Annotated in this window: 8 protein-coding genes; 1 reads left to right on the top strand and 7 read right to left on the bottom strand. The window is 74.0% G+C overall.

The features are described from left to right. Positions 1–324: 324 nt before the first annotated feature. The 5 genes from KIN34_RS07775 to proC all read right to left on the bottom strand — a co-directional run bounded on the left by KIN34_RS07775 (position 325) and on the right by proC (position 17,222). Positions 325–4,461, bottom strand: a complete 4,137-nt coding sequence (locus KIN34_RS07775) for a family 43 glycosylhydrolase (protein WP_214348882.1) — start codon at positions 4,459–4,461, stop codon at positions 325–327. Positions 4,462–4,605: 144 nt separating this feature from the next. After that, entirely contained in the window at positions 4,606–10,776 is a 6,171-nt protein-coding gene (locus KIN34_RS07770) for an OmpL47-type beta-barrel domain-containing protein (protein ID WP_214348880.1), read from the bottom strand. 179 nt (positions 10,777–10,955) lie between these two features. Beyond that, positions 10,956–11,978, bottom strand: a complete 1,023-nt coding sequence (locus KIN34_RS07765) for a LacI family DNA-binding transcriptional regulator (protein ID WP_307858144.1) — start codon at positions 11,976–11,978, stop codon at positions 10,956–10,958. Between the two features lie 207 nt (positions 11,979–12,185). Next, positions 12,186–16,214 carry an immunoglobulin-like domain-containing protein gene (locus tag KIN34_RS07760; RefSeq protein ID WP_214348877.1) on the bottom strand — a complete coding sequence of 1,343 codons (4,029 nt, stop codon included), beginning with the start codon at positions 16,212–16,214 and terminating at the stop codon, positions 12,186–12,188. 168 nt (positions 16,215–16,382) lie between these two features. Further along, a complete protein-coding gene (gene proC, locus KIN34_RS07755; protein WP_214348875.1) occupies positions 16,383–17,222 on the bottom strand; it encodes a pyrroline-5-carboxylate reductase in 840 nt (279 codons plus the stop codon). Between the two features lie 160 nt (positions 17,223–17,382). Here proC and KIN34_RS07750 point away from each other — a divergent pair, with 160 nt between their 5' ends. Then, the gene (locus KIN34_RS07750) at positions 17,383–18,774 is read left to right on the top strand and encodes a cryptochrome/photolyase family protein (protein WP_214348872.1); all 1,392 of its coding nucleotides are present in this window, start codon (positions 17,383–17,385) and stop codon (positions 18,772–18,774) included. Between the two features lie 7 nt (positions 18,775–18,781). Here KIN34_RS07750 and KIN34_RS07745 read toward each other — a convergent pair whose 3' ends face one another. Both KIN34_RS07745 and KIN34_RS07740 read right to left on the bottom strand, forming a co-directional pair. Then, the gene (locus tag KIN34_RS07745) at positions 18,782–20,341 is read right to left on the bottom strand and encodes a DUF7059 domain-containing protein (protein WP_307858143.1); all 1,560 of its coding nucleotides are present in this window, start codon (positions 20,339–20,341) and stop codon (positions 18,782–18,784) included. A gap of 153 nt (positions 20,342–20,494) precedes the next feature. Beyond that, complete coding sequence (locus tag KIN34_RS07740; protein WP_214348866.1) at positions 20,495–21,208, bottom strand: ThuA domain-containing protein; 714 nt, start codon at positions 21,206–21,208, stop codon at positions 20,495–20,497. Positions 21,209–21,559 lie beyond the last annotated feature (351 nt).

Genomic DNA, 21,559 nt, shown 5'->3' with positions numbered 1-21,559 from the left:
CCCACTCACCCCTCACCCCGCCACCACCCCCGCCGAACTCGTCACTCCCGCGCGAGAACGCGGCTCAGCCCCGCGCGCTCGAGCAGGGCTGACGACCTCGGCGCGAGTGCCTAGGAGGAGCTGGCGCAGTGGAGTCGGGCCGGCGCGCCCCGGGGGCGGGCCGGGTGGGGGGGTGACGCGGGGCTGTCGTTTGCCGAGGTCGTCAGCCCCGTGCGAGAACGCGGCTCAGGCCCGCGCTCTCGGGCGGGGGTGACGATCTCGGCGCGCGGGTGCGGGGGCCGGCGCGCGGACCCTCACCTCCGCGCGCCGGCCGTCCTCGTCGGGCTACCGCTTGACCATGACCGCCGAGGAGGTGACGGTCGCGGTGGTGTAGCCCGAGCGGGTGCCGGTGACCTTGACGGTCACCGCCTTGCCCGCCATGGCGGTGGTCAGCCGCAGCTTCGCGGTGGTCGCGACCTGCTTGCCGCCGACGAACCAGCGGTAGGTGACCTTCGACGGCGCGGGGCTCCAGGAGCCCAGGGCCACCGTGAGCGTCGCCCCGACCTTCGCGGTCCCGCTGATCCGGGGCTTCGGTGCCGTGAACGTCGCCTTGGCGACCGTCACGGGGGCCGAGGTCGCCGAGGCCGTGACGAAGCCGTCGCGGGAGCCGGTCACGCGCACCGTGAGCTTCTTGCCCGCGAGCGCCGGGGCGACCGTGAGCGTCGTGCCCGTGGCACCCCAGACCTTGGCACCGTTGGCGAACCACTGGTACGTCCGCGAGGTGGGTGCGGGCGTCCACGAGCCGACGACGACCCGGACGGTCGCGCCGACCTTCGCCGACCCGGCGATCCGGGGCTGCGTCGTGGTGAACGTGCCCTTCGCGACCGGACCGACCGGGGCGGACAGCGCCGAGGCGCCGACGAGCCCGTCGCCGTACCCGGTGACGCGCACCGTGACCGTCGCACCGAGCTGGGCGGGCGTCAGGGTGAACGACGAGCCGGTCGCCCCGGCGATCGCCGCGCCGTCGGCCTGCCACTGGTAGGCCAGCCGCACGTCGTCGGGACCCCAGCCGTCCGTCGTGACCGTCAGGCGGGAGCCCACCGTGGCGGACCCGCTCACGGTCACCGTGCCGACCTCGACCTGCTCGGGAGCGGGCGTGCAGTCGGGGGCCGGGAAGCCGAACGCGTAGGTGACCACCTGCGCGTCGCCGGCCAGGACGTACCCGGGCAGCGGCCGCGCCACGACCGAGACCGTCGTGCCGACGGTCGCCGGGACGTCACCCGTGACCTCCTCGCCGTCCACGGTGTAGCGCACGCCCTCGACCTCGGGGACCGTGACCGACCCGTCGGCGGGCGCGCCGTCGACGCAGACCGCGGCGACCGCGGTGGGCGCCACCGGCGTGACCTCGACCAGCTCGACCGGGCAGTCGGGCGCGGTGAACGTGTGCGTCCACTGCGCCGTCGCGCCGTCCGCGAGCTCGTAGCCCTCGGCCGCCTCGGCCGTGACGGTGACCGACGCGTCGGCCGGCACCTCGAGCGACCCGGTGACGACCTCGCCGTCCACCCGGTAGACCACGCCCTCGACGTCGGGGACGACGACGGTGGCGGCCTCGGGCACGCCGGCGACGCACTCGAGCGCCTCGGTGAAGGTCGGCGCCGTGGGCGTGACGCCCACGGGCTCCTCACCCGCGGCCGCGACGACCTGCCACTCGCGGATGCCCGTCGAGCCCCCGCCCTCGGCGCTCCCCCAGGACTGCGCGACGATCCGCAGCGCGCGGGTGGTGACCGGCTCGAAGTCGACGCGGTCGAAGCCCGTGCCGGTCCGGCCGTAGGTCGCACCCTCGTCGAGCGTGACCTCGCGCCACGTGGTGCCGTCGGCGTCGAGGTACTGCAGCACCCAGGACGAGGGCGGGATCATGCCGGCGTTCGCGGTGTCCGGGCTGTCGCGGAACCACCACACGCCCACCGAGTCGACGCTCACGTCGAACGACCAGGTCAGGCGGGCGGTCTGCTCGCCGACCTGGGGCCACGTCCCCCACTGCGAGCCGTACTTGGCCGCGGCGTCCTCGAACAGGTCGTTGGTGCCGTCGTTGAGCCCGTTGACGTTCTCCCAGCCCGCCGTGAACGACGCCGACGCCGTGGCGTACTTCGCCACGTTGCCGGTGAGCTCGGCGTCCTCGTCGAGCGGGATCGTCGTGGTGCCGGTGACGGTGTTGCCCGCGACGTCGCGCACGCGGTGCACCAGCTGGTGCGGCAGGCCGTCGGGTGCCGCGACCGGCGTACCCGCGGTGGCGGTCTGCCACGCGCCGGCGCCGTCGAACCGGTACTCGATCGCGTCGACGCCCGAGAGCGCGTCGGTCGCGGTGATGGTGACCGTGCGCGCGTCGGCGTCGAGCGTCGCGGTCACGACGGGCGCGACCTTGTCGATCTTGACCGTGCGGCTCACCTCGGCGGAGGTGTTGCCCGACGAGTCCTCGGCCTTGCCGGAGATCGTCGTCGTGCCCGATGCGGTGATGGTGGCGTCCGCGTAGCGCACGCCGCTCGTCGTGGTCCACGCGCCGTCGCCGACCTTCGTCGAGACGTCCGTGAGGTAGTCGACGGCGTCCTCGGCGCGCACGCGCGCCGTGACGTTCGAGGAGTACCAGCCGTCCTTGCCGGACGTGCCCGAGACCGAGATCGAGACGGTGGGCGCCTCGTCGTCGGTCGGCGGGGTCGTCGTGGCGTCCTCGTCGACGACGACCGTGGCCTCGACCAGCGCGTCGGCGTAGCCCAGCGCTCGGCCCTGGACCGTGAAGGTGCCCTCGGTCGCGTAGTCGGCGGGGTCGACCGCGAGCCAGCTCACCGGAGCCCACAGCTCCTCGCCGTCGACCGTGATCCGCGCCGCCGGGGGCAGCTCGGGGGCGACGCCCGGCGTGGTGCTCACCGAGATCGGCGCGACCGCCGTCGGCTGGACCGCGTAGACCTCCCACTCGGAGACCGCGACGGAGTTGAAGTACGCACCGCTCGCGCGGCCCGCGAAGGTCGCCCGCAGCGCGGTCGTCGTGATCGCGTCGAAGTCGACCGTGAGCCAGGTGTTGACCGTCGTCGGGTAGGTGGCGCCAGGCACGGGCTGCCAGTCGCCCGCGGCGTCGAGGTACTCGAGCTTCCAGGACGCGGGCGGGCGGATCCAGTTGGAGTCCTGGTGGAACTGGATGCCGACGGAGTCGACGCGCACGGGCGCCTGCCACTGGTAGGACAGCCAGTCCGTCTCGTTCGAGCTCGTCGTGCCGCGGTAGTTCCCCCACTGGTCGGGCGGCAGCAGCGCGGTGGTCGCGCGGAAGCCGTCGTTGACAGCGGTGGTGCGCATCGGGGGCTGCTCGGTGAAGGACGCGGACACCTGGGCGCCCAGCGCGACGTTCGTCGTGAGGCGGTACGCCGGGTCGTCACGGCGCGTCTGCTGCACGGGCAGGATCGTCGTGCCGTCCCACTGCACCTGGTCGATCGCGACCGACCGGCGGAAGTGACCGCCGCCCACGGCGTCCTTGGTGTGGTACGTGATGTACCAGGTGCCGTCGTGCTCGATCATCGACGGGTGCACGGTCGTCGCCGACGTGCCGGACAGGATGATGCCCCGGTAGGTCCACGGGCCCATCGGGGAGGACGCCGTCGCGTAGCCGATGCAGGCCTGGTAGTTCGACGGCGTGCAGGACGAGCCGCCCTGCTTCCAGTCGTAGAGCATGTAGTAGGTGCCGCCGCGCTCGAACACCCACGGCGCCTCGTAGAACGAGGTCAGCCCGGAGATCGTCGAGATCGCGCCGTCCCGCTCGACCATGTTGGTCTTGAGCTTGGTGACGCGCGCGACGCTCCACGAGCCCCAGTACAGGTACACCGAGCCGTCGACGTCCGTGAAGACGTGCGGGTCGATGACCTCCTGGCCGTTCGCGGACGAGCCGAACACGTCCGCCCAGGTCACCAGCGGCGCGCCGATCGCGTCCTCCCACGGGCCGACCGGCGAGTCGGACACGGCGACGCCGATCGCCATGCGGTTGGCCATCGAGGTGTCGGTCGTCTCGACCGGCGCGTACCAGTAGTACCGCCCGTCCGCGCCGATGGTCGCCTGGCCCGCGTAGGCGGCGTTGCCGCTCGTCCAGTCGAAGACCTCGCCCGGGTCCATGGCGTGCTCGTAGACGTCCCACTCGCCCGACTCGACGTCGTCGGTCGCCAGGATCTCGTAGTCGTGCATGACGAAGCCGCCCTGCTGGGGCGCCGCCTCGTCGTGGCCGGTGTAGACGTACAGGCGCCCGTCCGCGCCGACGAGCGGCGCCGCGTCGGCGGTGTAGAGCGAGCCGTCGGCGATGATCGGGTTGCCCGGCGACGTGATCGTGCGGGTGGGCGCGGGCGGGTCGGCCGCGAGCGCGGGGGCGGCGGTGAGCGCGCCCGTCACGACGAGCGCGAGGGTCGTGAGGGCGGCGGTCGAGCCGCGCCGCCAGGTCGGGAGAGCCATGCGGAGAACCACCTTGTCCTTCGGCTGGGCGTGCGGGGGACGGAGCGAGGCCTCGGGGTCAGGCCCCGGGAGAGCTGCGGGTAGAGCTGCGGGCACGACGAGCGAGCGGGCGGCCGCCGGAGCACCGGCGGCCGCCCGCGTCGGTCAGCGCGCGACGGTCACCGGCGAGGAGGTCGCGCTCCTCGTCGTGTAGCCGGTGCGCGAGCCGGTCACCGTGACGGTGATCTTCTTGCCCTTGTCCGCGGCGCGGACGGTGTAGCTGGGCTTGGTGGCCCAGGAGACCGGCGTGCCGTTCACCGACCAGCGGTAGCGCAGCGTCGTCGGCGCCGGGGTCCAGGACCCGACCTTCACCTTGAGCACGGCGCCCGCCTTCGCGGTCCCCGTGATCGACGGCCGCGGGGCGCGGAACGTGCCCGTGGCGACCTTGGCGGTGGCGGCCGAGGAGACCCAGGCCGTCGTCGTGTAGCCCGGCAGCGACCCCCGGACCTGCGCGACGACCTTCTTGCCCCGGTCGACGGGCCGCGGCGTGAACGCCGCCTTCGTCGCCCCCGGCACCACCGCGCCGTTGACCTTCCAGCGGTACGCGAGCGAGGTGCCCTTGACCCAGCCGGACGTGGTCGCCGTCAGCTTCACGCCGACCTTGGCCGTGCCCTTGACCGTGACCTTCCCGGTCTTCAGGGCGCCGGCGGCCACCGGACCGACCGGCGCGGACTCCACCGAGGCGGAGACCATGCCGTCCGCGAACCCGGTCACCCGGGCCACGATCGTCGCGCCCGCCTGGGCGCCCTTGAGGGGCAGGGTGGCCGACGTGGCACCGGCGACGATCGAGCCGTCGGCGAACCACTGGTAGGCGTACTCGACGCCCTCGGGACCCCAGCCGGCCGGCGTCGCGGTGAGCGTCGAGCCCACCGTGGCCGTCCCCGTGACCGTGACCGTGCCCGCCTCGACCAGCTCGGGCAGCGGCGGCAGGTCGGCCGCCTCGACGACGAGCGCGGCCTCGTGGACCTCGCTGCCGGCGGTCAGCCGGACCGTGTAGTCGCCGCCCTCGAGCCGCTCGGGCAGCGCCGCGGTGTGCAGCACGCCGTTGCCGGACGCGTCGGTCGTGAGCGTGCCGAGGGCGGTGCCGCCCGGCTCGAGCGTGACCGTGTAGTCCGTGTCCGGCGTGCCGCCGACGAGCGTCACCGGGAACCCGGTGCCTGCCAGCACCGGACCGGTCGGCACGTCCACCTCGACGCCCGACGGCGCCACGTCCAGCACCTGCCACTCGACGATCCCCACGTAGCCGGACGCTCCCTTGGTGAGCGTGGCCCGCAGCGCGGTGGTGGTCACCGGGTCGTGCGTGACGACGTCGTACTCGTTCTCCGTGGTCGTGAAGCCCGACGGGTTCGGCACGTCGACCCAGTCCTCGCCGTCGAGGTACTGCAGCGTCCACGACGCGGGGATCTCCATGCCCCCGCCGTCGTCGAAGAACAGCACCTTGGAGGTGTCGACCGTGACGGGCTCGTCCCACGTGAGCTGGGCCCACTGCGTGGCGCCGGTGATCCCGAAGGTGCCCCAGGCCGAGGCCTGCGAGGTCACCGGGACCGTGTCGACGCCGTCGTTGACGCCCGCCGCGCGGTTCCACGACGTGGTGCCGGAGACCGACGCGGTCGCGTTGGGCGCGACGTTGACCGACTGGCCGGGCTCGCGCTCGGGGACCTCGGTCGTCGCCTCGTCGGACACGTTGCCGGCCTTGTCCGTGGCGCGGTAGGTGACCGTCGCGGCGTCCGTCAGCGTGACGGCTCCCGTGTAGGTCCGCCAGGCGCCCTCACCCACGCGGTACTCGACCGACGCGAGGCCGGAGCCGCCCTCGGTCGCCGTGAGCGTGAGGCGTCGGGCCTCGGGCTCGAACGCCGCAGCCACCACCGGGGCGACCGTGTCGATGTTGACCACGAGCGTCTGCACGCTCGAGACCAGGCCGTCGTCGTCCGTGGCACGGGCGCGCACGGTGGTGCTGCCCTCCGCGTCGACCGTGACCGGGCCGTCGTACGGCGTCCAGTCACCACCGGTCTGGACCTCGATCGCCGGGTCCGCGGTCTCGTCGTCGGTCGCGGTGACCGTGACCTCGACCGGGCCGTCGAACCAGGTGGACGCCGGCATCGCCGGGTCGGTGGCGATCGTGACGACCGGCGCCTGGTCCGCGGTCGCGAGGACCGTGACCGTGGCGACCGGACGCTTGTCCGTGCCCTCGACCGTGCCCTCGACCTCGAAGGTCCCGACCGTCGCGTAGTCGGCGGGGTCGACCGCGTCCCACGTCACGGGCAGGGAGGCCTGACCGCCGTCGTTGTAGACCGCGACGACGCGGGCCGGCAGGGACGGGGCGACGTTGCGGCGCGTGGACACGTCGACCGCGTCGAACGTGTTGATCTGCACCGCCGTGACCTCACGCACCCACACGGTCGCCCGGGCGAGCTGCGAGGTGCCGTCGACGAAGCCGAGCACCGTGAACGAGCCCTCACCGGCGTACTGCGCCGGGTCGACGGCCTGCCAGGAGACCGGGGCCTGCGCCCGGGTCCCGTCGGCGTAGACGATCTCGACCTGCTCCGGGAGCTCCGGGGCGGTGCCGGGCGTGGTGCGCACCGCGACGTCCTCGACCGAGGTCGGGGCCTCCGCGAGCGCCTGCCACTCGATGATGCCGGGGTACGACGCGCCGCGGCGCACGAGCGTGGCCCGGATCGCCGTGGTGGTCACCGGGTCGTGCGTGACCGCGTTGAACACCCCGGCGGTGGTGCCGTACGTGCTCGGGTTCGGCACGTCGCGCCACGTGGTCCCGTCGAGGTACTCGAGCTTCCACGACGCGGGCGGCAGCACGCCGTCGCTCGCGCCGTTGCTGTGGAACAGGATGCGCGACTCGTCGACGCGGACCGGGTCGTCCCAGGTCAGCGTGGCCGTGTACGCGTTGTTGGTCGCGGCCGTGCCCCACGTGCCCCACGCGTCCGACTCGGCCGAGACCGGGTAGGGCGCGTTGCCGTCGTTGATCGCGGCCACCGAGTTCCACCCGGTGACCCGCGACGCGGACGCGGTGGCGTCGAGCGCGACGTTGACCTTGGCGGTGTCGCCGAGCGTCGCGTCGACCGTGACGTCCTTGGTCGTGGTGAGCTCGCCGTCGTCCACGGTCAGCCGCAGCACGTACCGGCCCTCGGCCGTGAACTGCACGACCGTGGTGGCCGACGACGGGCTGGCGAAGATCGCCTCGCCGCCCTCGGGCGCGTCCACGACCGACCAGCGCGAGGTCAGGTCGATCGACGGCAGGCCGTCGTCGGAGACCGTGCCGATGACCCGGGCCTGCGACGGCTGCGAGAAGGTGGTGTCGAGGTACGCCTTGACCTGCGGCGCCACGTTCGTCGACGCGGGAGCCTCCTCGCCCGTCGAGCGGACCTGGATCTCCTTGAGCCCCGTGCGGGCACCCGCGGCGTGCTTGACCGTGAGCCGCACCTTGCTCGTCGTGACCGACGGGAACCGGACCACGTTGCCGTTGGCGGTGACGTAGGCGGGCGTGCGGGCCTGGTCGTCGACCGGCACCCACTCGCCGCCGTCGTCGTACTCGAGGCCGTAGACCTGCGGCAGGGCGTAGCCCTGGACGGTCGCGGTGGTCGACGACTTGTAGAAGTACAGCCGCACCTCGTCGACCGCCTGCTCCTCGCCGAGGTCGACGACGAGCTGGTCGGTCGCGTTCGGCGAGCCGGCCGTGCCCCAGAACGGCTCGTTGGCCGTGGAGCCGTCGACCGCGCCGGACGCCGCCCGGCCCGAGGCCGAGTAGGTGGCCGTGACGTCCGCGCCGCGCGCCAGGTCGGCCGCGCCGGTCGTCGCCGTCGTGATGTCCGTGCCCGCCTTGGCGAACAGGTCCACCACGCGGTCGTCGTCGGCGTACCGGATGTCCGACGAGGTCGCGAGGGCCTCGTCGTTCGCGGTCACCACGGTCGCGTCGCCCTCGAGGACCTGCACGTCGCCCGTCGCCGGGTCGTACAGGACGTGCGCCAGGTCGGAGACCGTGAACGCGAGCTCGCCGTCGAGGTAGACCGAGTAGCCGGCCGGGACGTCGTCGCCGTAGTGCGTGCCGTCCTCGTCCCACACCACCGCGAGGTCGCGGTCGTGGTAGCGGATGTTGTCCGCGGTGAAGTACGGCCAGTCGATGTCGATCGGGTCCAGCTCGATCTTGGCGTCGGACCGCGAGCGCAGGCCCATCGAGTCCTCGATCACCGTGAAGTTGGTGGCGCCGAGGATCGTGTGGTGGATCCAGGAGCGGTAGCCGATCGAGCCGCCGTCCTCCGCCGAGCCGTTGGACCAGAACTCGTTCTGGTTCGGCAGGCGGTTGTCACCGTTCTGGTAGTGCGCCCACGCGTTCCAGTACAGGAGCTGCTTGTACATCTCCGGCGTGACGTAGTCCTGCGGGTAGTCCCGCAGCACCGAGGACAGCATGCGGAACCACACGGTCGAGTTGATGACCGAGAAGTTGTTGGAGCCCGGGCCGCCGTAGTCGGCCTGGTCCACCTGGTTCGCCGTGTAGAAGGGGAAGACCGGGTACTGGTCGGCGTCCGCGAACAGGCGCAGCGCCTCCACGTACGGCTGGTCGTAGTCGGCGTCGCCCGGCTTGGGCATCAGGCCCACGCTGAACGGGTAGTAGTTGTTGATCTCCTTCCACGGGTTCAGCGCGCCGTCGGCGGTCATGCGGTGCTTGAGCAGGTTGCCGTACAGGCCCACCTGGTCGGGCGTCTCGCGAGCGGGCTCCCACAGGTACTCCAGGACCGCGTCCTTGACCCGCTGCGCGAGCGCGTCCATGGTCGCGGCGCCCTCGGTGTCGCCGGCCTCGCGGTAGAAGTTCGCCGCCGCGAGCGCGTTGGAGTAGAGGTACGCGCTCTCGGTGCGGTCCATGTTGGCCGCGTTGGGCCGCCAGTGGAACGACACCGCGTCGGCGTCGTTGCCCGTCATGGCGCCCCACGAGTACTCGATCAGGCCGTTGTCGTTGCCGTCGTACGCCTCGAGGAGGCCCTCGACGTCGTCCTGCGAGTGCCGGCCGAGCGTCTCGCCGATCGCGCCCGGGCCGCCGTGCAGCTCGTACGCCCGCCACGCGGCCTCGGTGATGTACTGCGTGTAGGAGTTCGACCAGTTGGCCGGGTCCCCGGGGTTGTCGACGAACTTGCCGCCCTTGGACGTCTCCCCCACCGACACCGCGGGCCCGTAGGAGTACGCCGGGTCGCGGAAGTACTTCAGGTCGTCGATGAACATCCCGACCGTGAGGACGATCGCGTTGTTGTACCCGAGCACGCCCTCCATGGACGTCGGGAACTGGTAGTCGTTGCCCGGGATGTCCGCGTCGAGGAAGTTGTAACGCATCAGCCACCAGCGGTAGAAGAGCGTCTTGTCGATGTTGTCCTCGGGCGTGTCCAGGTAGGGCACGTTGTCGACCCACCACTGGTTGTAGGCCGTGACGTGCGTCGTGTACGCCTCGCCCGGGGTCGCCTCGCGGTACTGCTGGTACTCGGTGGCCGACGCGGGGTTCTCGTCGGTGATCATGCCGAGCTGCAGCTTGGTGGCGGCGGTCCCGCCCGCGGCGACGTCCAGCGTCGTCACCAGCGACGTGCCGTCCGCGGTGAAGCCGTCGCCGGACAGGCGCGGGAAGATCGTCGTCAGGTCGTTGTACGCGCTGACGGTGCCGACGAGCTCGTCGCCCTCGGCGCGCGTCGCGTGCGGCGACGTCGCGGTGAGCGTGACCGTGTGCGCGGCCGCGCTGGTCACCGTGACGTCCGCGACCATGACGTTCTGGTCGGTGATGAACTTGGTCTGCGTGAGCGTGATGCCGCCGCCCGTGAACACCGAGCGGAAGTAGCTCGGGGTCTGCCGGCGCTGCGCGCTCTGCTCCTGCATGGTGGTCGCGACGCCGTCGACCTTCACGGTGTAGGCGAACGCGTCGCCCTTGCCCGTGGTGTCGATGTACGCGGTGTCGCCGCGCCAGCCCAGCCCGGTGGGGCTGTGCGTCTTCATGAAGGCCGTCCGGCCGCGCGTGAACGCGACCGCGTTCTCCGTGCCGTCGAACATCGGGCCGGTGCGCGCGAGCATCCGGTCGAGCCAGAAGTCGTCGCCCGGCGCGCTTCCGGCGCCGGCCGCCTGGTCGGCCGCGAAGACCTTCGCCAGGTAGCCGCCGGGGGTGTAGGCCACCCCCGTGTCGGGGACGGGCGTGGCGGACCCCGTGAACGCGGGGTAGCCCAGCGAGGCCTGCGGGACCTCGTCACCCGGGACCGCGTTCGCGGCCGACGGGACGACGAGGCAGGTGGCCACGAGGGCCGAAACCGTTGACAGTCCGATGAGAACCGGACGGCGCCGGGGCTGCGGCGCGGTGGAGCGAGTGCCCACGAAAGTCACCTCTCGACGGTGAGACAGTGCGTGGTGGGGACTCTAGGTGAACGCTCACACCGACCGCAATGGTTTTCGGTCTTTTCGGTGGAACGGGATGACGACTAGACGCCGGAGCTGCGCCGGACCACGATCTCGGGCGGCACCAGGCGCGGCGCCTCCTGGCCGGTCTCGCCCGCGAGCGCCTGCCGGACCACGTCGATGGCGAGGGCGCCCAGGCGCCCGAAGTCCTGCCGGACCGTGGTCAGGGGCGGCAGGTAGTGCGCCGAGCCGACCTCGTCGTCGAACCCGACGATCGCGACGTCCTGGCCCACGCGCACGCCCGCGTCCCAGAAGGCGTGCTCGAGCCCGAGCGCGAGCTGGTCGTTGGCGGCGAAGATCGCGGCGGGCAGGACGCCGGCGGCCAGCTCGCGGCCCACCTGGTAGCCCGCGTCCGCGGACCAGCCGGCGACGATCGGCGCCGGGACGTCGATGCCGGCCGTCTCGCACTCCTCGCGCCACCCGGCGAGCCGGTCCTGCGCGTCGAACCAGTCCTGCGGGCCGGCGACGTGCAGCACGCTCTCGTGCCCGCGGGCCAGGAGGTGCCGGGTCGCCAGGCGCGCCCCGAGCCGCTGGTCGACGCCGACCGACAGGACGCCGACGCTCTCCCGCAGCTCGAGCGCGGAGGAGATGAGGACCACGGGGACCGGGACGTCGAGGCCGGAGACCGCCTGCGCGACCTCGCGCGTCGGGGCGATCACCACGAGGGCGTCGACGCCCTGGTCCAGGAAGTGCTCGACCGAGGCGCGCATCGAGTCCGCGGTGAACCGGCGCATGGTCGCGACCGAGACGTACCAGCCGGCCTCGCGCGCCGCCTCCTCGAACGCGACGAGCGTGCTCGTCGGGCCGTACAGGGCCGAGGCCGGCGTCACCACGCCGAGCGTGTCGGAGCGCCGGGTGACGAGCGCGCGGGCCGCGCTGTTTCGCCGGTAGCCCAGGCGCGCGATCGCGTCCTGGACCCGCTCGCGCGTCTCCGGACGGACGCTCGGGTGCCCGTTGAGCACGCGCGAGACCGTCTGGTGCGAGACGCCCGCGGCCTGCGCCACGTCGCTCATGGCGGGCGGACGCGCCCCCGTGTCAGTCGCCACGACTTGCTCCCCGATGAGGCGGCGCCGAGCGCCGCGGACCAGCGGCACCGTGCGGCGCCGCCTGTGTGTTGCTACGTACCGTAGGGCCAGCGACCCCGTCGACGTGCCCGACGGGCCCCGAACCGCCCCGCACGGCGTCGTCCTGACCCCGCCCGGACCCGCCCCGGGGGCGCCGCCCTGGGCCCGAGGGCCCAGGGCGGCACCACCTCAGCGCGGCGTCATGGTCATCCACGACGTCGAGCGGGGAGCCACGTTCGCCGTATCGGTCGGCTGGAACGTCGCCTTGACCTTCAGCGCCGTGGTGCGCGTCTTGCCGAGCGTCACCTTGACGACGCCCTTCGCCGACGCCGGCAGGCTCACGGTCCGCACCCAGCCGTCGTACCGCACGACGACCCTGCCCACCGGGGAGGAGCCGTTCTCGAGCCGGCCGACCTTGACGACGATCGTCGGGCGCGTGCCCGAGGCGAACGTCGAGCTGGTCACGGCGATCGAGGTCGGCTTGGCCTTGCGGACCCGGACCTGCACGGGCGCCGACGTGCTCGACGCCACCGTCGCGGTGCCCGAGTAGACCGCGGTGACGGACGTCGTCCCGACGCCGGTCAGCCGCAGCACCTTCGTCGCGACGCCGTCCACGACCGCGGCCGTGCCGAGGCGCCGGCCCGCGCCCCAGAACGCCACCGTGCCGGTGGTCGCCCCCGTGACGCGCGCCTTGAAGGTGATCGGGCTGCCGTGCGCGACGGTCGCCGCCGAGCGGGTCAGCGTGACCGACGACGCCGCCTTGGGCAGCGTCGCCGTGCCGGTGCTCGTCGCGATCTCCGCCGTCCCGGCGTAGGCCGCGGTCAGCGTGCCGACCACGCCCGCGGGGACCTCGGCCGTGGCCGTGCCGGTCGCGGACAGGTACTCCGTGGCCGCCCAGTCGCCGGCCGTGAAGGTCACCCGGCCACCGACCTGGTACCCGTCCAGCGCGGTCACCGTCGCGGTCGCCACGCGCCCGTCGTCGAGGGCGAGCTCCGTCGTCGACGCCGTCTTCTCGACCGTCGCGCCGGTCAGGGTCTGCCACTGGTCGAGCGTGACCGGCATGACCGTGCCGTGCCGCGACGCCGGCAGCTGGCCCGACGCGATCGACCAGTCACCGGTCGACAGGTCGTTCGTACCCAGCGGGAAGTAGCCCGAGCCGCCGTAGTTGTCGAGGTACAGGTAGTAGTCGTACGGCGAGGTGTCGCCCGGGTTGGCCCGGAAGATCGTCGGACCCTCGACCGCGCCGTTGAACCCCGAGTTGCGGGCGATGCACGACGCGACGTTCTGCCACCCGGTGTTCGCCTCGGCGCTCGCCTTCGTCGTGACCGTGGTCAGCGACGTCGAGCGCTCCGCGATGATGTCGGTGCAGCCGGTCTGGCCGCCCTCGTCCTTGGTGAACCGGTAGAAGTGGTCGCCGTCCTTGAGCACCGTGGTGTCGATGCGGGCGGCGCCCGTGTCCTGCCAGATCGTCGGGGCGGAGAAGGTCATGAAGTCCTTCGTCGTCGCGTACATCATCCGCGCGTAGCAGCCGGTGCCGCTGTCGGTGGTGATGCACGTGGAGTGGGTGCCGTCGGTGAACAGCCGCGAGGCCCAGAACACGACGTACTCGCCGAGCTCGTCGTCCCAGTACGCCTCCGGCGCCCACGTCATGCCCGCGGTGTCCGGCGAGACCTTGACGTGCCGCTGCTCGGACCAGTGCACCAGGTCGGTGGACTCCCACACCTCGATGTACTGGCTGCCCCACTGCTGAGCGCGGCCCCAGTCGCCGTTGCGGCCGATCGACAGGTCGGTCGCGATGAGGAAGAACTTGTCGCCCTCGTGCGAGCGGATGACGAACGGGTCACGCAGGCCCTTCTCGCCGAGCTCCGAGGTCAGCACGACGTCGCCGTCGTTGAGCTCGTTCCAGGCGAGCGCGTTGTTGCCGTCCGAGGCCGCGAGGTAGATGTTCTCCCCCGCCACCGTGTTCGCCGTGAAGTAGGCGAACGCGTAGCCCTCGTCGTCGACCTCGCGCGGGAGCGCCGGGACGGTCACCTCGAACGCGACCTCCTGCGCCGCCTCGCCCTCGCCGACCGTGGCCGTGAGGGTCGCGGTGAGCGCGTCGTGCCCGTACGCCGGACGCTGCGGCTCGGCGTAGACCGTGCCGTCCTCCTCGACCAGCGCGAGCGCGGCCTCGTCGGACGTGGTCCACGTGATCGGGGAGCCGAACTGCGCACCCTCGTCGGTGAGCGTGACGATACTGCGCAGGTCGTCCGCGCCGTCGACGCGCAGCGCCGCGGCGTCGGCCGCCACCTTCGCGGCCGCGGAGAGCTCGGCCGGCACGGTGACCTCGAAGTCGTGCGACAGCGTCAGGCCACCGCGCGTCGAGGACACGGTGAGCGTGACCGTCGCGTCGTCCGCGCCCGGCGCCGGCGGCGTGACCTCACCCGTGTCCGAGACCACGGCGGGGTCCGACGAGGTCCAGGTGACCGCACCCGAGCCCGGCAGGGTGACGTCGTCCGTGACGGACTCCGGCAGGTCCACGCCCGCGACCAGCTGGTCGAACGCGAACTGCGCGTTCTGCCGGGCCAGTGCCGTGGCGTTCGCCGCGGACACCGCGCTCGAGTAGACGCGCAGGTCGCGGAACTTCGAGGCCAGGTTGGTGAAGCCCCAGCCCTCGCGGTTCAGCCGCAGCACCGAGGTGCCGATCGCCGACGCCGTCGTCGTGACGCCCGTCGCCTGCGCCACCTGCGCGCCGTCCTGGAACACGGTGAGCGTGTCCGCCGCGTCGTCCAGCACCACCGTCAGGTTCAGCCACACGTCGCGCGGGAGCGTGTGGTCGAGCTGCGCCGTCGCGACGACCGCGCCGCCCAGGCGGATGACCGCCGCGGCCTTGCCGTCGGCGTAGGCCGGGTGCAGCGAGAGGTTGGTGGTGGTCGCGGTGCTGCCGATCGTCAGCAGCGTGCTGTTCGCGTTGACCGTGGCACCCGACGGGATCAGCGCGTCGATCGAGAGCGTCGACGAGCCGGTCAGGCTCAGGCCCGTCGCCCCGTTGTTGGCGACGTAGCCGCCGCCCGTGACGTCGAGGTGCGTCGCGGTCCACACGGGCGCGTTCGTCGCACCCGTGAACGTCGTCGTGCCCACCGCGGGGGTGCCGGGGTACGACGAGTTCAGCGGGAAGTAGCTCTTCAGGTCCGCCGTCGCCGGCATCGGGTCCTCGCCCGCGGCGAGGGCCTTGACCGTGAGCACGAAGTCGCGCGTCGCGGTCTGGCCGGCGACCGTCGCGGTCGCGGTGAGCGTCGCGGTCGCGTCGCTCTGACCGGCCGCGGGGCGCGTGACCACGCCGGTGCTCGTGACCACGGCGGCGTCGCTCGTCGTCCACGTGACGTTGCTCGTCGGGAGCGCGAGGTCGCCCGTGACCGCCGTCGTGTCGCCCAGGTCGAGCGCGTCGAGCACGTCGCCCGCCGTGTCCGCGGCGTCGTCGGCGACGAGGTCCGCGACCTGCTGGGCGCTGAGCGCCGCGCCGTACACGCGGGTCTCGCCGATCGTGCCCGGGAAGCCGCGGTCGCCGTCGTACGCCGAGCCGCCGAGGCGGTTACGGGTGTGGTCCGTCAGCGTCGCGGGCGTCGTCGTGACGTTGGTGTTCGTCGCGACGAGCGCGCCGTCGACGTACAGCGTCATGGTCGACGCCGTGCCGCTGCTGTTCGGCTCGATCGTCGCCGTGACGTTCTGCCACTTCCCGGCGGTCAGCTTGTTGCCCGTCCAGGTGGCGCTCTGCTCGCCCGACCAGTGGCTGGGGGTCACCACCGTGCGCAGCGCGTTGCGGGGCGCGACGAACCACGAGCCCGTGCCGGTCCCGCTCGCGGAGGAGTAGCCGCCGAAGTTCCACAGGAAGTTGTCCGTGGTGCCCGCCAGGTCGTCCGCCCTGACCTGCATCGACACCGTGGCGGAGGCCTTGCCCGCGAGCAGGCCGTCGGGCAGTCGGACGTAGTTGGCGTTCGACGCGGCGCCGGACAGCCGCAGGCCGCCCGCGGTCCAGGTGGGTGCGCCGACGACGGTCGCGTCGTGGCCGTGGCCCGACGAGTCGGCGACCGTGCTGCCGGTGGTCTCGTCGAGCTCGTAGTGGGCGATCAGCTCGTCCGTGGGTGCCGCGGCGGACGCGGCGGGGACCAGCCCGACGAGCGTGCCCGCGGTCACCGCGAGGGTCGTGAGTGCGGCGGTCGCCGCGCGAGGAAGCGTCATCGACATCCTTCGGTCCGGCCGGCGTCGGTGCCGGCAGAGGTCGGACGCCCCCCGATGGGAACGTCACCATCGGATGGTATGTGAGCGCTAACACATTGCCAAGCGCCATCGCCCGTCCGAGCGACCCCGTGACCGAACCGCAACCTCGGGGCCGGGCGAGGCCCGCGGTCAGGACGAGGCGAGCTCCTGCGAGCGGGCGTGGGCCGCGCGCGCGGCGGCGACGACGCCGGCGCGGACGCCGTGCGCGTCCAGCTCGGCCACCGCCGCGACCGTGGTGCCGCCGGGCGACGAGACCCGCTCCCGCAGGACGGCCGGGTGCTCCCCCTGGGCCGCGAGCGCGCCGGCGCCCTCGACCGTCGCCACCGCCAGGCGCGTCGCCAGGTCCCGGGTCAGGCCCAGGAGCACACCGGCCTCCGCCATCGCGTCGATCAGGTAGAACGCGTACGCCGGGCCGGAGCCGGAGATCGCCGTCACCGCGTCCAGGTCCTTCTCCGCGACGCGGACCACGAGGCCGGTCGCGCCCAGGACGCGCTCGACGAGCACCAGGTGCCCCTCGCCCGCGTGCGCGCCGGGCGCGATCGCGCTGGCACCCTTCCCGACGACCGCGGGCGTGTTCGGCATGACCCGGACCACGGGCGTGCCGGTGGGCAGCGCGGCCTCGTACGTCGCGATCGGCACGCCCGCCGCGACGCTCACGACGAGCGTGCCGCCACGCAGCACGGGCGCGATCTCGGTGAGCACCGCGGCGACGACGTTCGGCTTCACGGCGAGCAGCACGACGTCCGCGCGCGCCGCGGCCTGCGCGGAAGAGTCACCGGTCCGCACCCCGTACCGGTCCGCCAGCTCGTCGGCCCGGCGCGTCGCCTTCTCGACGACCTCCAACCGGTCCGCCGACCAGCCGCCGGTGAGCAGCGCCGAGAGCAGCGCCTCGCCCATCACGCCGCCGCCCAGCACCGCGACCGTCGGCGTGGTCCCGCCGCGCGTGTCCTCGCTCGTCGCCCCGGTCATGACCCACCTCGCTCGTCGTGCCGCCCGTGCCCGTCGGCCCGACGGCCGACGACGCCCGCGAGCCTATCGACCCGCCGACGCACGCCGGGTCGCGTACCCGGGGTCCGGGCGGCACCGGCGCCGACGAGCGTCCCCGCGGCCGGCCCACTAGCGTCGCGGGATGCCCGTCGTGCACTGGTTCCGCCGCGACCTCCGGCTGGCCGACAACCCGGCCCTGGGCGCCGCGGTGCGGGCGGCGCGCGACGCCGGCGACGAGGTGGTGGCCCTGTACGTGCTCGACCCCGCGCTGTGGCGGACCTCGGGGCGGCCGCGGCTCGCGTACCTCGCCGCGAGCCTCGCGGCCCTCGCGGAGTCGTGCGACGGGCGGCTCGTCGTGCGGCACGGGCGCGCGCAGGAGGTGGTGCCGGCGGTCGCCCGCGAGGTCGGGGCGGCCGAGGTGCACGTCACCGCCGCCACCGAGCCGTACGGGCGGCAGCGTGACGACGCCGTCGTCCGGGCGCTCGGGGACGCGGCGCTGGTGCCGACCGGCTCGCCCTACGCCGTCGGACCGGGCCGGCTCACCACGCAGGCGGGCGAGCCGTTCCAGGTCTTCACCCCCTTCCGGCGCGCGTGGCTCGACCACGGCTGGGCGGCGCCCGCACCCCGTCCGCGGGCGATCCCGTGGGCGCAGGTCCGGTCCGACCCGCTGCCGGACGCGCCCGCGACCGAGGCGCGGCTCCCGGCGGCGGGCGAGCACGCGGCGCTCCGGCGCTGGCACGCGTACCTCGAGGACGGCCTCGCCGGGTACGCGTCGGCCCGCGACCGGCCGGACCTGGACGCCACGTCCGTCATGTCGGTGCCGCTGAAGTGGGGCGAGATCCATCCCCGCACGCTGCTCGCGGACCTGGCGGCGCTGCCCCGGAGGGCCGGCGGACCGTCGGCCGACGACGTCACGCGGTTCCGGTCCGAGCTCGTCTGGCGCGAGTTCCACGCCGACGTGCTGTGGCACCACCCGGGGGCGCGGACGCGTTCGCTGCGGCCGGTGCTGCCCGACGACGCCTGGGCGCGGGGCGCGGCGGCGGACGCCGCGTTCGAGGCGTGGTGCGCGGGCCGGACCGGCTACCCGCTGGTCGACGCGGGGATGCGGCAGCTGCTCGCGACCGGCTGGATGCACAACCGCGTCCGGATGGTCGTCGCGTCGTTCCTGGTCAAGGACCTGCACGTGCCGTGGCAGCGCGGCGCCGAGCACTTCCTGGCGCACCTGGTCGACGGCGACGTCGCCCAGAACCAGCTCAACTGGCAGTGGGTCGCGGGCACAGGGCGCGACGCCGCGCCGTACTTCCGGGTCTTCAACCCCGTGACCCAGGGCGAGAAGTTCGACCCCGACGGGGACTACGTGCGGCGCTGGGTGCCCGAGCTGCGGGAGGTCGCGGGGGCGGCGGTGCACCGGCCGTGGGACCTCGGGCTCACCCGGCCTGCCGACTACCCCGAGCGGCTGGTCGACCACGCGCGGGAGCGCGAGCGCGCGCTCGCCGACCTGCAGCGCGGCAAGGCCGAGCGCGCCGCGCGCTGACCCGCCGCTACGGCACGAGCAGGAGGCCGTCCGCCACCAGGCCGCGCGCGGTCGGCAGCACCTCGGCCGCCACCGCGTCCGCGCCGACCCCGAGCAGCGCACCCAGAGCGGCGACGATCTGCCCGACCTCGAGCTCGCCGTCGCACGCCCCGACGAACCCCGCCGTGGCGGTGCCGAGCTGGACGGCGCGGCCGAACCCGCCGCCCTGGCGCAGCAGCACCACCCGGGGGTCGGGGTCGCCGGGCGTCAGGTAGCGCTCCTCGGTGACGTCGGGGGCGACCACCAGCCGGGTGCGCGCCAGGGCGTCGTCGTCGTGGGCGGCGAGCCAGTCCTGCGCGGCCAGGCTCGCGGCCACGGCCGGCCCGAGCGGCTGGCGCACGGTGCCGGTGACCTCCTCGAGGCGGCGCAGCCGCGACCCCGCCGCACGCTCGTCGGACGGACGCCGCAGCGTGACGATGCCGAACCCGACGGCCTCGACGTCCCGCGACGCGAAGTCGTCCAGCCACGCGCCGTACCGCACCGCCCACTCGTCCGGGCTGCGCTCGGGCGTGGTGCCGCCGTCGCGGATCCACGTCTCGGCGTACTGCGCCGGGTCCAGCAGCTCGCGCTGCACCACCCAGCCGTCGAGGCCCGAGGCGTCGAGCCACTCGCCCACGCGCTCGTGCCACTCCTGCCCGCGCCGCACCTCCCAGTTGCCCAGCAGCTGCGCCACGCCGCCGGGCGCGAGCACCTGCCCGACGCCGGCGACCAGGTCGCGCACCAGGTCGTCGCCCGCGCGGCCGCCGTCGCGGTACTCGTAGGCCGGGACGTCCGGGCGGCGCGGCGTGATGACGAAGGGCGGGTTGCTCACGACGAGGTCGAACGCCTCACCCGCGACCGGCTCGAGCATCGAGCCCTCCCGCAGGTCCAGCTCCGCGCCCGCCAGGGCCGCGTTGAGGCGCGCGAACGCCAGTGCCCGCGCGGAGATGTCCGTCGCCGTGACGTGGTCGGTGTGCCGCGCGGCGTGCAGCGCCTGGATCCCGCAGCCCGTGCCCAGGTCGAGCGCGCGGCGCCGGCGGTCGCGCACGGTCACCTGCGCGAGCGTCGTCGACGCTCCGCCGACGCCCAGCACGTGGTCCGTCCGCAGCGCGCCGCCCGTGGCCATCTCGCCCAGGTCCGACGCGATCCACCAGTGGGCCTCGCCGTGGCCGTCGACCGCGGCGTACGGCCGCAGGTCCACCCGGGCCCGGACCTCGTCGTCGGCGCCGTTCCCGGCCGCGACGACGAGCCCGAGCTGCTCGGCGCCCGCCGTCCGCAGGCTCGGCAGCGCGAGGTCCACCGCCTGCCGCGGCGCGCCCGCGCCGAGCACGAACAGCCGGGTCAGCGCGGCCACGTCGCGGGACTGCGCGTCCTGCCCGACGAGCGCGTCGGCGGTCGCCCGCAGCGCCGGGACCGTCTCCTCGCGGTGCAGCGCCGCCGCCGCGACGCCGCCCAGCACGTCCTCGACGTGCTCCACCCGGAACGCGGCGCGCTCCAGGTCCTGCCGCAGCCCGTCGACCAGCCCTGGCTCACTCCCCGGCACGCTCACGCCCCCATCCTCCCCCGCCCACCGGCCCCGAGCGGTCGTCGGCCGGCGCGCGGACGGTGTGGGCCGTGGATCTAGCAGTGGACGTCGTGGACGCAGCCGTGGTCGCAGCATCGGTGCCCGTCACGGGCACGTCCGGTGCGGCCATCCCTGCGGTCACGAGGCGTCGCCGGCGGGTGCGGGCTCCAGCAGCCAGGCGAGCTCGGCGGCCAGCAGGGCGCGCCGGTCCGGGGACGCGAACGAGCGCGGGTCGTGGCCGAGTGCGTCGTAGAGCACGCGGCCGTCGCCGGGTGCGGCCCACACCACCGGGTGCGCTCCGGGTGTGCCGTGCGGCTCCGCCTCGTCGGCCGCCACGTCCGCGACGACGAGCACGCGGGAGCCCGGCGCGACCTCCAGGTCGGCGTAGCGCTCGTCGTCCGCGGTCACGGCGGTGCGACCCCACGTGACCGCGTGCTCGTCGTCGACCACCCGGAACGTCGCGGTGCCGTGCGGCGGGTGCCACGAGCGGCCCTCGACCCACCGGCCGCCCAGCGTCGCGGCCCAGCGCGGGTCGTCGGCGAACGTGTTGGCGGCCTGGTGCAGCCCCAGCACGGCGGCCCCGCGGGCCACCAGCTCCTGCCGCGCGTCGTGGAACGCGCGCCACTCGTCGTCGGTGTCGGAGACGTCCTCGGCGCGGCCCGACGTCACGACGAGCAGCGCCGGGACCCACTCGCCGAGGTCCGCGAAGGTCGTCGGGAACGTGCTGCGCACGCGCACGTCGTGACCGTCCGCGCGCAGCAGCCGTGCGACCTCGTCGGCCTGCGCGGCGTGGTCGTGCCACGGGTCGCCGTACCGGCCACGCCCGACGAGGACCAGCACCCGCGCGCTCATCGCCGCAGTATCGCCCGCCCCCGGCCCACCTGCACCCGCCGCTCAAGTGCCCGGCCCGCCGCCCTGCGCCCGCTCGAGTCCCGCCGTCGCCCGTCGACGCGGTCGTTCAGTGAAGCGATGGTTGTGCGACACGCCGCACGCGGCGCGGCGTGTCGCACAACCACGAGCTCAGCGAATCGCCGGCAGCAGTCGTCCGCGCGCGCACCCGGCCCGCCGGCGCACCGGACCACGGGCGCGCACCGGAGATCGGGCCCAGCCGGTGAGGGGTGCGGCCTGGGCGGGCGGAGAACGGGCCGGGACGGCGACAGGACCCGCGCCGGGGAGGGCGCGGGTCCTGTCGTCGGTGCGGGT

It is taken from the genome of Cellulomonas fulva (genome assembly GCF_018531375.1).
In the GTDB taxonomy this organism is placed as follows: Bacteria; Actinomycetota; Actinomycetes; order Actinomycetales; family Cellulomonadaceae; genus Cellulomonas; species Cellulomonas fulva.
Note: the sequence above shows the minus strand (reverse complement) of the source record. Positions and strands in the feature narration are given on the sequence as shown.